Source organism: Carnobacterium divergens DSM 20623, assembly GCF_000744255.1.
GTDB lineage: Bacteria > Bacillota > Bacilli > Lactobacillales > Carnobacteriaceae > Carnobacterium > Carnobacterium divergens.
In genome coordinates, this window is sequence record NZ_JQLO01000001.1 from 978,568 (window position 1) to 994,670 (window position 16,103).

General features: G+C 36.3%; 13 protein-coding genes. 3 read left to right on the forward strand and 10 right to left on the reverse strand.

What is annotated here, in order from left to right; translation table 11 throughout:
- Position 1 precedes the first annotated feature (1 nt).
- Positions 2–1,354: an allantoinase AllB gene (allB, locus tag BR52_RS04820; RefSeq protein ID WP_034569757.1), complete on the forward strand. Its 1,353-nt coding sequence runs from the start codon at positions 2–4 to the stop codon at positions 1,352–1,354.
- A 95-nt stretch (positions 1,355–1,449) separates the two neighbouring features.
- Here the strand turns inward: allB and BR52_RS04825 are convergent, their stop codons facing one another.
- Positions 1,450–2,658: a pyridoxal-phosphate-dependent aminotransferase family protein gene (locus BR52_RS04825; RefSeq protein ID WP_034569760.1), complete on the reverse strand. Its 1,209-nt coding sequence runs from the start codon at positions 2,656–2,658 to the stop codon at positions 1,450–1,452.
- 195 nt (positions 2,659–2,853) lie between these two features.
- Here BR52_RS04825 and BR52_RS04830 point away from each other — a divergent pair, with 195 nt between their 5' ends.
- On the forward strand, positions 2,854–4,479 hold the full coding sequence (locus BR52_RS04830) for a PucR family transcriptional regulator (RefSeq protein ID WP_034569763.1): 1,626 nt from the start codon (positions 2,854–2,856) through the stop codon (positions 4,477–4,479).
- A 43-nt stretch (positions 4,480–4,522) separates the two neighbouring features.
- On the opposite strand, the gene arcC is transcribed toward BR52_RS04830, so the two are convergent.
- From arcC to allC, 9 genes are all read right to left on the reverse strand, one after another.
- A complete protein-coding gene (arcC, locus tag BR52_RS04835) occupies positions 4,523–5,467 on the reverse strand; it encodes a carbamate kinase (protein WP_034569765.1) in 945 nt (314 codons plus the stop codon).
- Between the two features lie 11 nt (positions 5,468–5,478).
- Entirely contained in the window at positions 5,479–6,342 is an 864-nt protein-coding gene (locus tag BR52_RS04840; RefSeq protein WP_034569768.1) for an oxamate carbamoyltransferase subunit AllH family protein, read from the reverse strand.
- Positions 6,343–6,361: 19 nt separating this feature from the next.
- Positions 6,362–7,624, reverse strand: a complete 1,263-nt coding sequence (locus BR52_RS04845; protein WP_034569769.1) for a YlbE family protein — start codon at positions 7,622–7,624, stop codon at positions 6,362–6,364.
- 58 nt (positions 7,625–7,682) lie between these two features.
- Complete coding sequence (gene fdrA / locus BR52_RS04850) at positions 7,683–9,437, reverse strand: acyl-CoA synthetase FdrA (RefSeq protein ID WP_034569772.1); 1,755 nt, start codon at positions 9,435–9,437, stop codon at positions 7,683–7,685.
- Between the two features lie 40 nt (positions 9,438–9,477).
- The gene (allD, locus tag BR52_RS04855) at positions 9,478–10,527 is read right to left on the reverse strand and encodes an ureidoglycolate dehydrogenase (protein ID WP_034569775.1); all 1,050 of its coding nucleotides are present in this window, start codon (positions 10,525–10,527) and stop codon (positions 9,478–9,480) included.
- Between the two features lie 21 nt (positions 10,528–10,548).
- The gene (gene allD / locus BR52_RS04860) at positions 10,549–11,625 is read right to left on the reverse strand and encodes an ureidoglycolate dehydrogenase (protein ID WP_034569778.1); all 1,077 of its coding nucleotides are present in this window, start codon (positions 11,623–11,625) and stop codon (positions 10,549–10,551) included.
- A 22-nt stretch (positions 11,626–11,647) separates the two neighbouring features.
- On the reverse strand, positions 11,648–12,433 hold the full coding sequence (allE, locus tag BR52_RS04865; protein WP_034569781.1) for a (S)-ureidoglycine aminohydrolase: 786 nt from the start codon (positions 12,431–12,433) through the stop codon (positions 11,648–11,650).
- A gap of 67 nt (positions 12,434–12,500) precedes the next feature.
- Entirely contained in the window at positions 12,501–13,754 is a 1,254-nt protein-coding gene (locus BR52_RS04870; RefSeq protein ID WP_034569783.1) for an MFS transporter, read from the reverse strand.
- A 14-nt stretch (positions 13,755–13,768) separates the two neighbouring features.
- Positions 13,769–14,998 (reverse strand): allantoate deiminase, encoded by a 1,230-nt coding sequence (gene allC / locus BR52_RS04875; protein WP_034573512.1) that lies wholly within the window; start codon positions 14,996–14,998, stop codon positions 13,769–13,771.
- A gap of 218 nt (positions 14,999–15,216) precedes the next feature.
- Between allC and BR52_RS04880 the strand changes: the two genes are divergently transcribed.
- Positions 15,217–16,086, forward strand: a complete 870-nt coding sequence (locus BR52_RS04880; protein WP_034569785.1) for an alpha/beta hydrolase — start codon at positions 15,217–15,219, stop codon at positions 16,084–16,086.
- The last annotated feature ends 17 nt before the right edge of the window (positions 16,087–16,103 follow it).

A 16,103-nucleotide genomic window follows, 5' to 3' on the forward strand; every position in this document is an offset into this window, starting at 1 on the left:
AATGAATTATGATTTACTAATTAAAAACGGGACAGTCATTTTAGAAGATCAAGCAATTGTCACCAATATTGCTGTTAAGGATGGAAAAATTGCAGCCATTGGAGCAGATTTAACACAAGGAACTGAAACGATTGATGCGAGAAAATTGATTGTTTCACCTGGAATGGTGGATGCTCATGTGCATATTTCAGAACCTGGTCGTACTCACTGGGAAGGATACCAAACAGGAACAAAAGCTGCAGCTAAAGGTGGCGTGACTACCTTTATTGAAATGCCTTTAAATCAACTTCCTGCCACTACTAGTCGTGAAACATTGCAACTGAAATTTGATGCGGCTAAGGGAAAACTTTCCATGGATGTCGCACTTTTTGGTGGCCTTGTTCCATATAATTTAGAGGACTTAGAGGATTTAGATGAAGAAGGTGTCGTTGCGTTTAAATGCTTCTTAGCCACCTGTGGTTTTCCTGATGAACCAACGGATTTTCAAAATGTAGACGATTATTCGTTTTTTGCTGGAATGAAAAAAATTGCTAAAATGGACAGTTTACTAGCTATCCATGCAGAAAATGCATTAATTTGTGATGAGCTAGGAAAAGTTGCCCAAAGTAAGGGGCAAACATCAACGGATGATTACGTGGCATCAAGACCACCTTTTACAGAAGTTGAAGCCGTTCGCAGAGCCATTTATTTAGCAAAAGTTGCAGATTGTCAAATTCATATTTGTCATTTAAGTACACCAGAAGCGATTTCGGAAGTCACAAAAGCTAAACAATCCGGTCAACGAGTGACTTGCGAATCCTGTACGCATTACTTTGCCCTCAATCAAGAACAGTTTGCTGATATTGGCATGAGTGCTAAGTGTGCACCGCCATTAAGAGATCAAGCAAATCAAGAATTACTATGGGAAAAATTATTTAATGGCGAAATTGATTTTGTTACATCTGACCACTCTCCCTGCCCTCCTGAAATGAAAATTGGAAATGCTTTTACTGCTTGGGGAGGTATCTCTGGTTTACAAAATAATATGGACATTCTTTTTGATGAAGCCGTTCAAAAACGTGGAATGTCTCTAACTCAATTTGCGGACTTAATTGCTACGGCGCCAGCAAATTTATATCAATTGAAAACGAAAGGCAGTATTGCGATCGGAAAAGATGCAGATTTTACATTTATTAAACCAAAAGCACCTTATACACTAAAAGAATCAGACTTAGAATATAAAAATAAAATTAGTCCCTACATTGGCCGAGAAATTGGCTGTCAAGTTGTCAGAACCATTTTACGTGGCGAAACGATTTACGATAAACAAACAAAAGCATTTAAAGAAGCTACTGGTCACTTTTTATTAAAATGACAGTTAAAAGAAATACCTTTTTAAGTAAAGGTATTTCTTTTTTTCTGAAACTAAAAAAACCTTTAGAAAAAATACTTTCTAAAGGTTTTTTAAATTTAACGGTGATAGACTTCTAAAGCTTTTGCAACGGCTTTACCAACATGAATTTTTCCACCATGTAATAAAATTGCCGCTTCAAGAGCGCCCAAAGTTTGCAAGACATTGGCTTTTTGGCTGCTGTATCCCATATTGCCAATACGCCAAATTTTCCCTTTTAATGAACCAAAAGAACTTGCAATTTCAACGCCAAATTCAGTTAATAATGTTTCCCTAACAGCCTCACCGTCAACCCCTTCAGGAATCTCCACACAAGTAACTGTCACCATCTTACTTTTAGGATTGCCAAATAACGTCAAGCCCATAGCAATTAGCCCTTCCATCATTGCTTTCTCATTTAATTGATGGCGTGCGTATCGTGCTTCAAGCCCTTCTTGTTGAACAATTCTTAAGCCTTCGTGAATACCATAAATCATGGAAGTCATTTCGGTATGATGATTAATCCGCTCTGCTCCCCAATAGCGTTGAATTTGACTCAAATCAAGGTAATTACTTTGGATAAAATGGTCATTTCTAAATTGATCAGATAATCCTAATTCCATTTGATAACGATCAGTTAAGCATTCTTCCACTCGCTCATTATAAGTAATCGGCGCCATCCCTGAGGGAACACTAAGACATTTTTGAGTGCCACCAATGGCAATATCGATACACCATTCATCAACCTTAACTGGTGCTCCGGCAAAAGTTGCCACTGCGTCAACTAAAAATAAACATCCATTTTTACGACAAAAATGACCGATTTCTTTTAATTCTTGGATTTGACCTGTAGAAGTTTCACCATGAACCATAGCTACTATTTTTGGATTAAATTCTTTGATAGTGTCAATAACTTCTGTTGGTTCAAAAGTTTCTCCCCACTCTTTTTCAATTAACTTAATTTCTGCCCCTGCACGTTCTGCTAATTCAACAAACAAATAGCCAAAACGACCATAGGCAGGAATCAGAACACGATCGCCTTTTTCTATTAAGCCAAACATAGCTGCTTCTAAACCAGATCTTGACGTTCCATCAACAACAAAAGCTTGTTTATTCTTAGTTTCAAAAGGGGTTTTCAATAATGTTGAAACTTCTCCCATAATTTCAAAAAAAGCTGGATCATATTGCCCTAAAATAGGTGTTGCAAGTGCTCTTAAAACTCTTGGCTCTGCTTCAACTGGACCTGGTGTCATAATGGTTCTTTTCGGTACTGAAAGTTCTTTAATCATTGATATACCTCCCAAAAGTTTGACAATCTCTACTACTTTCTATTATAAAACAAAGGACTTTGTGATTCTTCATTCAAAGTATACAATAGATGTTTAAATCTATATTCAAAACGGCTAAAATAACGATTGACTTTTTAATTTACTATCGATAGAATAATACTATCTATTCTTTTAAGATATGGGGGAACTAATTTTATGACTACACTAGGGGAAATTTTGACAATTCCACGTTTTTCAACCATTCATACATTAAATAAAAAGGCGGATTTATCAAAAGTAGTTGATACCATTGAAATATCAGAAACACCTGATGTAGCGCTTTTTTTACCTAAAAATTCATTTTTACTTACAACTGCGATGGTCTTTGAAAATGATCCAGCTGGTTTGTGTAGCATGATTCAAAGCTTGCATGATTTACCTGCAGCTGGTATTGGAATCAAACTAGGTCGCTTTATTGATGAAATTGACCCAAAGGTACTTGAATTTGCAGATAAGCTTCAGTTTCCTATCCTCCAAATTCCGAGTACCGTTACTTTAGGAACGATTTCTCATCAACTGTTGTCTTATATTTGGGATCAACAAACAGAAAAACTCAACTATGCATTGGATATTCAAAAGAAATTTGCGAATATGATGATTAAGGACGCAACGCTAGCTTCTTTAATTCGTCACTTAGGCTCAATTTTAAAACGTCCTGTTTTATTAGTGGACTCTTTTCTTGAAATTGTTGCTGAATCCAGACACTTAAAACAACAACCTCACATTTTAGAGGCTCATTTTAATAAAATGATTCCTAAACTTAAAGAGGCGCAAAAATTAGGGAAAGAATACTCATTTATCTTAGAAAGTGATGCCGAACAGCAGCTTTTAGTTTCTGTATTCCCAGTTCAAACAGGTTCATATTTCCCTTATTTATTAGTTATTTTCAAAGCAGATCAAATTCCTTATCCTTTTTCACAATTTGCAATTGAACAAGCAAATATTGTGTTATCTTATACCTTATATAAAAATCAAAAATTGTTAGAAAGTAATTTGATATTACGAGAAGATTTCTTTCAACAACTGCTTGAACTAAGCAATAATGAAAAAATGCTCAACTGGTTAGAGTATGGAAAAGATTATGGACTTAAGTCGTCTACTTCTTATCAAATAGTTTTAGCAACAATTCAGTTAACTCTTGAAAATCAAGTGCCCCCAAAAAATCAATCGTATTTAGCTTATCAATGGTTGGAAAAACAGCTAGAAGAAGTCCTTCCAAACGCGTTACTATTTCCAATAAAAAATTCAAATTATTATGGGATTCTATTGCAGGACTCTACAGCCAAAATGACCAAACAGTTAGAAGCAATTCACCATAAATTAAAACATTTATTGCCTCTTCATTTAAGCTTTTTTATTGGAAATACAGTTTCTGAATTATCAGCTTTGCATTTTTCATATAACGAAGCTTTAGAAATCCTGCAACAACAAGAAAACAAGTTACATGAATGTACTATTTTAAATCATTACCAATTAAAAGGAATCAACAAATTGGTAGAATACGTGCCAAAAAAAGAAATTGAACATTTTTGCGCTGTTTACTTAAAAACGCTAGCTTTTCCTAAAGAAGAAACGTTAATTGAACTACGGAAAACATTAAAAGTCTATCTGGAGTGTCAGTGTGAAATTACTGAAACTTCCAAACGGTTATTTATCCATCGTAATACCGTAAAATATCGCATAGCAAAGTGTGAAGACTTATTTCAAATGCCAATCAACGATCCGGACTTTTCATTAAAAGTAAGACTTGCATTGGTTCTCTCGGAGCCTAAAAATGACTAACAACTAACGCAAAAACCTCCAAGATTTTTGGAGGTTTTTTTTCTTATTTATTTGGAACAATTCTTGTCCCTGCATGACCAGCTAAGGCTGCCACTGCTTCATCTAAAGAACAAATAATGGCTTCTTTTCCACCAGCTGCAAACGCAATCGCAGCTTCCATTTTAGGTCCCATACTACCATCTGCAAAATGCCCTTCACTCATATATCTTTCAGCATCTGCAAGAGCAACTTCTTCTAATTTTAATTGATCTGGTTTTCCGTAATTTAAATAAACATTAGGAACATCCGTTAAAATCATAAAGACATCTGCATCTGTTTGTTCAGATAATGTTAAGGCTGAACGATCCTTATCAATAACAGCCTCCACACCTTCTAATAAGTTTTGCTGATTTCGAATAACTGGGATTCCGCCTCCACCTGCACAAATGACGATTTGATTCTGTTCGATTAAGGTTTTAATTGCTTCAACTCCGTGAATTTTAATTGGTTTAGGTGAAGGAACCAAACGACGATAACCACGACCCGCGTCTTCCCCCATGGTCCAATTTTTTTCAGCTACTAGCTGTTTGCTCTCTTCTTCTGTGAAAAAAACACCAATAGGTTTCGTTGGATTTTGAAAGGCACTATCCGCTGGATCGACTTCGGTTTCAGTGACAAGAGTCACTACTCCAGCAGTTTCTCCGCTTAATTGAAGTGCATTTTTTAATGTTTGTTCCATCATGTACCCGATAAAGCCTTGCGATTCAGCACTGCAAACATCGATTGGTAAAGCTGGAACAACAGCTTTTGCTTCTTCATTTTGACGTAAAATATTGCCAACTTGAGGCCCATTTCCATGAGTAACAATCACTTTGTGACCTGCTTTTTTTACATTTGCAATTAAATCTGAACTAATTTGTACATTTTTTAATTGATTTTCATAAGTTGCTTCTTGATTTGGACGCAATATGGCATTTCCGCCAAGTGCGATTACAACACGTTTCCCCACTCTTATTCCTCCTAATATTGCTGTTTTTCTTTAATAAACAATCCCAGTAGAATTCCAGTCAATGTATCTAAACCAGAGGTATGTCCAGTTGTTGATAGTTGCTTGATAAGGTACTTCAATTGAGTATTCTGTTTTTTATTTGTTTTCAGTTCACTTAATAAGTCATTAATTGTGGTAGTGAATTGATTTGAAAGGGATACTTTTAAATAGGCTTTGCCAATGTCAGTTGTAAGGGTTTCGGTGGATAATAGCAGGTTTAATTGCTTTCTAACATTTTGGGATAATATTTGATAAGCTGTATCAACACTTAATAAACCGACTAGAAGATCATCTCCAGATGGTGTTTCCCCTTCACCGCGGCCTATAAAATAACGTAGCCCAGCTTCTATCTGATTTTCATCACTACTTTGTAATTGATTAAAAGCATTCGTAAATCGTTGGTCGTAGCCTGCCAACTCATGATTTAATGGTGGCTTGTTTCCAAAACCATTTTTCCCTGATAAATCATTAACGAAGCGTGTTAGCTCTTCAATTTGTAAAAAATCAACAGATGTTACTATTTCTCCCTCTGAACAAAAATCAATGGTATAATCTAATGAAATTTTTATCCTCTCATCCTCACTAAGCCACTTATTGTTTTTAAAAATAAATAGTTGATTTAAATGAAGTTGCTGGATTAATTCTTGAGTATGACTAAGTGTTAAATGGACTGCAAAAGGCAACTCCCCATTTTTATTTGTCCCTATAAAGAGCAAATCCTCCCCATTTGATAAATTCAAACCATTTTTAAAAAGACTGTGAACCCTCCAACTTGAGTTTTCATGTAAAAAAAATTTTAGATAACTTGATTTTTTTTGAGGATAGAATACTAACATCTGATGCGCCTCACTTTATTTAGATTTTCATACCTAATTTTTTAGCATAAGCAACAATTGCTTTTTCAAAGCATTCAACAGGTGGATGAACTGTTCCAGCCCCAATTTGTCCTGCTCCAGCTTTAATATTAGCAATTCCAGTATTGATTACTGGAGTAATTCCTGTTTCAACTACTTTTCTAGCATCAATTCCAAGACAAATACCTTGGAAATCCCATGTAGGAACTGGGAAATTTGGATTTTGATCAATCACGATTTCCAACATTTCATTGCTGATTGCTAGAGCATCATTAAAACCGCCTGTCCCAACAAAACGAGTCACGGCAGGAGCCGCAATCATCGCCATTCCTCCAACTCCAAAAGTTTCAGTAATGGCACTATCTCCCATGTCTGGACTAGCATCTTCCCCTGAAAAACCAGTAAAGTACAAACCTTGCGGAGTATTAACAGGACCTGTAAACCATTCGTCCCCCATTCCACTAATTCGGATACCAAAATTTTCTCCATTCCGGCACATTGCGGTTACAATTGTTCCTTCTTGAATCATACGGGCGCCGTCCATAATAGCTTTACTTGCTGCCATCATAATATTTAAGAAGAATTGATCCGTATCTGCTAAAAATTTGATGACTTCTTGACGTTCTTTTTCATCAATATCTAAACCGACAATAATCGGTGCCATTTCTTTAAGGAATGCAAGGGATGCTGCAATATTACGTTGGTGGAATTCATCTCCCATTGCAATTGCTTTTGCAATTAAAACATTTAAGTTCATCCCATTTTCAATAGTACGGATAGCTTTTCCTAATACTGGTCCTAAAACATCACGCATCCAACGTAAGCGGGTAATAACTTCATCTGAGTAAGCTCCAAAACGTAGTACCGCTCCAATTCCTTCGTTCATTGTACAGTAAGCTACATTGTGATCTGTTTTATTTTCTACAACAAAAACGGGCATATTTCCAGAGGTAATTCCCCCCATTGGTCCAACAGCATCAACATGGTGACACGGAATAAATTCAATGTGACCCTGTTCTAGTAACGTACGTGCGTCCTCTTCTGTCGTTTCCCATTCTTCAAATAAAACAGCTCCGATACAAGAGCCTTTCATTGGGTCTGGCATATTTTCCCATTTAATTGGAGGACCTGCATGTAGTAAAACTTTTCCATTTAATACTGGAATCACTTCTTTTGCTGGCACCACATCTAATAAAAAGGGAGAAGATGCCACTACTTTTGCTGCAACAGCTTTATTTGCTTCGTCAATTGTTTGATAAGTCATAATATCCTTTACCTCCTAAATAATTTAACCTAGATTCATTTTTGATTGTTTCTTTTTCTTATGCATGGTAATGATTTAAGAAGTATAATACTTTTTGTAATTTAAGATCGCCACCAGCAACTGGTTTCCAATTAAATTGAAGTGCTTTCCCACCTGTTTCACGAATTGCATCTGAAAAGCTCTTTAAACCTAAGTTGATAACATATGGTTTTTCAGATAACATGTCTAACACTCTTTCAGAAGGCGTATTTTCTTCACTTGTTGTTTCTTTTTCTATTGTTTTTATTTCTTTATGACTATCATTAATTTTTAAGCCTAAGATACCAAGTGCCGTACGAACAGCTTGATTGTTGCTATCACATACCAAAACACCAGCTTCTTCTAAGAGTTGTTTTTGATGGAAGAAATTTTGTGGATCACTTGTAGTACCCACAACGGTACCAATTACAATTAATTCTCTACCTTTTGCTTTCGCCTTTGCAATTGTTTCTTTAATAGTTGGTGCTAAGGCTGTCGCCATATCGTCATGTGCACCATACCCTAAAACAACATCCAGTAAAATAATCGCAGTTGTTTCATCATCGGCTGCTTGCTGAATCATTTCAATTCGTTTTTCTGGATCAATCATTGGATGAGGTTTCCCTTGAGTGTACATATCATCGCCTAAATCAATGACTTCATTTCCATCCGTTTTTAATACAAAACCATCTTTTTTAATTAAGCCATCTTCTAATTTCATTGCATCTGCAATCAACATTGCGGTTTCACTAGCCAATGTTCCACCTGAATAATACCCTTTAATGTGTTTTTGACTATCCTGTAAGTGAACCGTTGGAATTTCAATTTCTTCAGACATCACTTCGATTGGTTGATGATTTAAGAGGTCCACAGCAATTCTTGCGGTCTCTTCTAATGTATAAGCATGATATAAATTTTCTTCATGATACGTTGGTTTTTCACCTAAGAAAATCGTTACAACAGGCTTTGTTACATTACGAAGGGCTGCTAAAACTTTATCACGAACGGCTTTTGCAGGTGGCTTTGAAATGACTACGATTACTTCAGTATTTGCATCTTTTTCTAAAGCTGCAATACTATCTAACATCGTAATGCCGCCAATTTTTTCTGATAAATCGCGTCCACCTGTTCCGATTGCATTTGTAACACCTGCACCTAATTTATCAATTAAAGTAGATACTTCTTGTATACCTGTTCCTGAAGCACCAACAATCCCGATTTTCCCTGGTCGAACAATATTTGTAAATGCCATTGGTACACCATTGATAATTCCTGTACCACAATCTGGACCCATAACAAGTAGGTCTTTTTCATGGGCTTTTTGTTTTAAATGCAATTCATCTTCAATCGATACATTATCACTGAAAATAAAAACGTTTAGTCCTTCATCAAGAGCTGTTTCTGCTTCAAGCGCAGCATAGGTTCCAGGAATAGAAAGCATTGCGATATTTGCATCCTTACCAATTTTCATGGCTTTATCCCATGTATGAATCGTTTCTTCTGCAGCCTCATTGCTTGAAGTTGCTTGAGAAAGTAGGAAGGCATCGATTTCCTCTAAAACAGTAGGAACAATTTCTTCACTTTCAATGTCTAATACAATTGCCATATCGTTAGCCGATGCTGCTTCTAATTCAGGGGTTCTAAGACCGCTACCACCAAAAATATCTTTATTCGCTGGTGTTGCCATCATAATGGACACACGGTTGATTCCGTCCATTGTGTTGATTTTATTTGTTAATAGCATTAATACAACTGAATCTTGATAAGCATTTTCTTTAATTATTGTGTGTAACATATCTTATTTCCTCGCAATCTTATCATTTTAATTGAGTGAGTTACTCAGCAAATTTATTTTTATGGTCGTATTTATTCTCATGGATTGTGTCACTGATTAAATAAGTGTAAATATCATCTACTAATTCAATTCCCAATTCTTCATAGCGCGTTTCTCTTAAACGACCACGTTCTCCTGGGAAATTTACCTCAGTAAAGCCATTAGCAGGAGTGATTTCTTTTAATTCATCTAACATCTGTGAGATATTTTGCTTAAATTCTGTTAAATCAGTAAAAAATGCTGGATTGAACACTATATGCAGTTGTCCTAATTCACGCCCGTTGGATAAGTCATGATACATTGATGAAACATGTTTGCCAAAAGGTAAACCCAATAAAACACCTGATAAAATATCTACCATCATCATTAAGCCTGATCCTTTTGGACCAGCAATTGGAAGCAAAGCATTAACTTTGGTTGGATCTGTGGTTGGTTCGCCATTTTCATCTACTGCCCACGTATTGGGTATCGGTTCTTTTTTAGATCGAGCATGTAACACTTTTCCCCATGCTTGAACCGTTGTTGCCATATCAAAAGTAATCATCCGTTCATCGGCTGATGGTGCTGCAAATGCAATAGGATTAGTCCCGTAGTAGGCTTCACTACCACCAAAAGGAACCACCATTGGATCTGACTGACAGACTGACAAAGCAACTAAATCTTCTTGAGCCGCCATTTCAACAAAGTAAGCCAAGGCCCCACTATGAGACATATTGCGAATACCGACTGCACCTATGCCAGTTTCTTTTGCCATCTTCATTGCTTCACTCATTGCTTTAGTAGCAGCTACATGACCTGAACCGTTGTCTGCTTCAAAAATCCCACAACTCGGAGCTGTTTTTTTGAATTCAAAATGAGGTTGATTGGTAATCCCACCTTTTGCAATGCGTTCCGCATAATATTCCACCCGAACTGCGCCATGAGAATGAATGCCTCTAGCATCTGCAAAGGTTAAAACATCACTAACAATTTCAGCCTGTTCTTTACTTAAACCCGCTCGTTGAATTTTAGTTTGAATCAATTGATGTAGTTCTTTTTTTGATAGTTTCAAAGAAACCCTCCTTTAGTCCTTTTATTGGACTTTTTCACCAAAAGCACTTGCTTTGTTGTATTGATCAAAATGAATCGTATCACTTTGTAAATAATCATAAATCGACTTAACGATTGGAATGCCTTCTTTTTCATATTTAGCTTCAATAATTTCTGACAATTCACCTGGATAAAGCACTTGATCAAAACCATTAGCTGGTTTTGATTCGTGAAGTTCTTCCACCATTTGATTAATGTCTTTTTTAAATTGCTCTAAGTCAGTGAAAAAGCTTGGATTGATTACAATATGGAGTTGACCTAAGTTTCTACCCGCGGTAATATCGGTATACATAGACGAAACATGTTTCCCAAATGGCAAACCTAATAATGTACCCGATAAAATATCCACCATCATCATCAAACCATAACCCTTTGGACCAGCAATTGGCAATAGCGCTTTCACTTCATGTGGATTTGTTGTCGCATTTCCTTCACCGTCCACTGCCCACGTATCTGGAATATCAACATTTCTTGAACGAGCATCTAAAATTTTACCCCATGCTTGAACGGTTGTCGCCATATCAAATACGACGGGCGAATGACCAAAGCGCGGCGCTGCAAACGCAATCGGATTTGTTCCAAAATACGGCTCTGCCCCGCCAAAAGGAACCACCATCGGATCGGATTGACAAACAGATAGGGCAATCATGTCTTGTTCAGCAGCTTGTTTAACAAAATAAGCTAAGGCCCCACTATGTCCCATTTGATGAACACCGACAACTCCTATACCCGTTTCTTTTGCAAGTGTAATCGCTTCTTTTAAAGCTTCATTTGCTGCAAAATGACCGACTCCATTATCTGCTTCAAAAATACCGACACTTGGTCCCGTTTGATTAAATTTAAATTTAGGTGCTAAATTTGTGCCACCTTTTGCAATGCGTTCTGCATAATAATCGACACGAACTGCTCCATGAGAATGGATACCTCTTGAATCCGCGAAAGCTAGTGTATCTGCTACAGTATCAGCATGAATACTGGATAAGCCTGCTTTTTCTAATTTTTTTTGAATCAACTGGTGAAGTTCCTCTTTTGTTATTTTTACCATTTCTAATTCTGCCATGTCAAAAATCCGCCTTCTTTAATTAAATTTGTGCATCACGATTGCAATCTTTTGAGTATAAATAACTAAAGCTTTCGTCACGTCCTACTGCATATGTTGCTTGTGGTACGTATGCGCCCATAAATAAATAATCACCTTTTTGAATTGGAATCCATTCATTATCCAGTACATAAACACCTGAACCTGATAACATATATGCGCCATGTTCTTGAACATGCGTTTCAATATAACCATGACTTGCTCCTGGTTTAAACGAAAGAATATGGAAATTCATATCAAAACCTAACTCTTTTGGCAATAAATCCGTTAATAAAACATCTGACATTCCTTCATAATGTTCTGCTGCCATTTCATTTGTGTTGCCACTCACCACATGGGCGGTATGACCAGCAATCGCTTCGTAACGCTTTTTATATAAGAATAATTCAGTATTTGCTCCATTTACGTTTTCTAAATACATTTTTTTACCCGCTGGTAGATAAACATAACCACCAGTTGTATGAATGTATTCGGTTTCACCATCGCTTATTTTAACTTTTCCATCTAACACGTAAACAAAGGTTTCAACACCTTCTTCTCCAAATCCTAGTTCATTTCTACCATTTGGCAGCATTGTTACAATATAGTCTACGAAGGTTGCTCCTAATTTTGGTGTTGAAAGGATAGATAACTCACAGTCTTCAAAACCAGGAACTGTATTTTTTACTAGTCCGTCTGGTGGAATCAATGCAAAATTTCCTCTTCTAATAATTGAACGTGATGATAATAATTCATCACTATAACCAATACGATTATTTTTATAACCCACTTTAAAAACCTCACTTTATTATTTTTTGATTAGGAAATGGATGACTATTTTTAGTCATCCATTCCAGTTAAGCATTTTCTTTATTACGCATCATTAAATTAGCTACTAAGAATAAAACAGTTCCTACAACCATAATTAAGGCTGATAAATAAAATCCATTTACTTTAGATCCAGTAGCATCCGAAATCAATCCTGTTACCCAAGGAGCTAGTACAGATGAACTCATTCCGAAGAAGTTGAAGACGCCAAAAGTTGTTCCATAGCCTTTTTTAGGTGCTGTATCCGCAATATACGAAATAATAATGGGTTCTACAGCTAATTTTCCAAGTAATCCATACAAAATTAAGCCAACTAATAAAATTCCTGATGTTGGCGCTAAAACAGTTAAAACTAACATAACAGCTGCTAGTAGTTCCAACACAACGATAAAATGAATTTTTTTAGATTGAAATTTATCTGATAGTCGACTAAAGAATAGCGCTCCTGGAATTGCTGAAAAAGCAACTAATGCTGCTGAAAAACCAATTGCAACGCCTTGGAATCCGCGCTCTTGTTGTAAGAAGGAAGGCAGCCAAGTAACGACCATATAGTAGCCATAACAAGTTGCAAAATATAAAATATAAGAAGCAATCATATTAGGAGCAAATAAACGTTTCATTGAAACTTTATCTTCAGGTGCGTGCTCAATTTTTGTTTTAGAACCTTTTTGAACCACCTCATCTGGTGTTGAACGAATGACTTTAACAAAGGCAATCATAATTAAAATAACTAAACCAGCCACTAAATACATCATAATTTGCCACGGTAGATGCAATTGTTTTACTAGTAAGCTTGATAAAATCAAGCCAATTCCCATTCCGATTGCTGAACCACTATTAATAATTGCGGTTGAAAGCCCACGACGTTCGGCGGGGATACTTTCAGATGATAGCGAGTATGCTGAACCATAATAAGAGCCACAACCAATACCTGCTAACAAACTACCTGCGTAAACCATCGTAATCCCATTTGCATTGGCAATCAAAACTGCTGCTAATGCAAACAAAGTAAATCCTGGAATCAATACCATTTTCTTACCAAATTTATCAACTAAAATCCCGGCTGGAATTTGCATTCCTGTATAGCCAAAGAAATAAAAACTTGAGATGGCTCCTAGTGAAGCATCACTAATTCCACCACCTAATGAAGCATTTAATTCTGGGAAAATTGGGGATAGTGCTGAACGATACACCCAAATAATGGCCCACCCTAAACACAACATGACAATGATTTGTTTCCAGTATTCCATACCTTTTTGTTTGATTGCTTGACTATTCTCCATACCCTTCACTCCTTTTAATCTACGTATGCTAGCTCATACAAGACTAACGCCATTGTTTTAACACCTTCAACTAAATCTTCTAATTTCGTGTCTTCTGCTGGATTGTGACTAATGCCATCAATACTTGGGACAAAAATCATACCTGTTGGTATTTGAGGGGCAATAATTTGAGAATCATGACCTGCGCCACTATGCATCATACGATAATTAATGCCTTCTTTTTCAGCCACATTTTTAATAACCTCAATCATTTTTTTATCCATTGGAATCGGTGTTTCGTCCATCCATAAATCCACGGTTAACTCTAAACCTAATTCATCAGCAATTTGATGCATATCTTCTTCAATCTCCGCTGTAAAGTCATTTAGAATGTTTTGATCTGTATGACGACAATCCATTGTGAACAAAACTTCTCCAGGAACAACATTCACAGTATTGGGTTTTGGCTCTACTTTTCCAAAAGTCAGTACCAATGGTTCTCCAACTAATCGTGCTTTATCAATGGATTGGGAACAGATTTTACTAAATCCATAAATCGCGTCTTTTCGATACTTCATTGGAGTTGTTCCTGCGTGATTTGCTTGACCTTTTAAAATCATTGTATAGCGCTTTTGACCAACGATACTTGTCACCACGCCGACTGATTTATTTTCTAATTCTAATACATTTCCTTGTTCGATATGAATTTCCAAGAAGGCTTTAATATCTTTACGAAGCGTTTCTTCTTCATCTTTAAAATCAAAACCAGCGTTTCTCATAGCATCAACAAATTTCACTCCATTAAAATCGGCTATTTCAGATACGTCTTCTTTTTTTGCAAGACCCATCAAATTTTTACTTCCCCAAAAAGCAAATGGAAAACGGCTTCCTTCTTCTTCTGCCATTGAAATTACTTCAAGCGAACGAAGAGGTGTTCCGTATTGTTCTTTTAAATACTTAACTGCCAGATAAGAAGAAATAACACCAAATTGTCCATCTAATTTCCCACCATTTACCACAGTGTCAATATGTGATCCTGTTAAAATGGTTTCAGTTGGATACTTGCTTCCTTCCAAACGACCGAAAAGATTGCCTATTGCATCAAAACTTGTGACCATTCCAATATCAGAAAGCCTTTGTTTCACACCATTTTGAGCTTCTAACCAGAAATCAGAATACAACAAGCGAGTGGTTCCTCCGGTTGGATCTGCCCCTATATTTGAAAGCCATTTAACATTTTCTGCCACTTCTTTTGTTAAATCCATCATGTATCATCTGTCCTTTCTTTTATAAGCTTTCTTACTACACTTCTTATTGTAAGCGCTTATCAATGGAATTGCATTGTATAAACACGCTAAATAGTCTTATATCTTTTTGTTCATAACAAACAATTATCTTCTTTTTTTTAGATACTGTTGCTATATCATTCTTTTTCTATCATCCTTTACAATGAAGATAGAATTATTCTTAAGGAGGAAAATAAATGGATTATCAAGAATTTACGTATAGTACCTTACAAGGACTTCCTTTAATGGCTACTTTTTATCCATCAACACATTCCGAAGGCAGTCGCACTATTCTTTACATTCATGGTGGTGGCCTTGTTTGGGGCAGTCGCAAGGATTTGCCTGCTGATTATATCGACCTTTTTCATAAAGCTGGATACAATTTTTTAACTTTTGACTATCCATTGGCACCTGAAACCACTTTACCTGAAATAGTAGCCTCTATCAAACAAGGGATTCAATGGTTTCATAAGGTTGCGACTTCAGAGTTAAACCTTTCTTCTTCGGATTTTCATTTATTTGGCCGTTCAGCAGGTGCTTATCTAGCTTTTTTAGTTTGCAAAGATCAAACACTTCCTCAGCCTAAAAGTTTAATTAGCTTTTACGGATATGAAGCGATCAATGCTTCTTTTTACTCAAAACCAAGCCACTATTATTTACGCTTCCCTAAGGTTTCAGTGGAACTTAAAAATGCAATTATTGGAAATAAACCTCTTGCTTCCGGAGCAATTGAAGAGCGTTATGGCATCTATATGTACGCAAGGCAATCTGGTCACTGGCTAGACATGGTGCTGCCTGCTATTTTACAAGCAACAAAATATTCTCTAACCGATACGGATCTTCTGTCATTGCCTCCGACCTTTTTAGCTCAAAGTACTACTGACGAGGATGTTCCTTATGAGATTGGAGAATCCTTAGCTAAAAAAATCCCAATAAATCAATTTGTATCTGTTGAAAATGAGCCTCATGATTTTGATAAAAATCCTAAAAATCCAAAAGCATTAGCAGTTTATCATCAGTTGATTCAATGGTTAACCTCTCATGAAATAAAAAAGGATTCTAACTGAATAGAATCCTTTTGAAT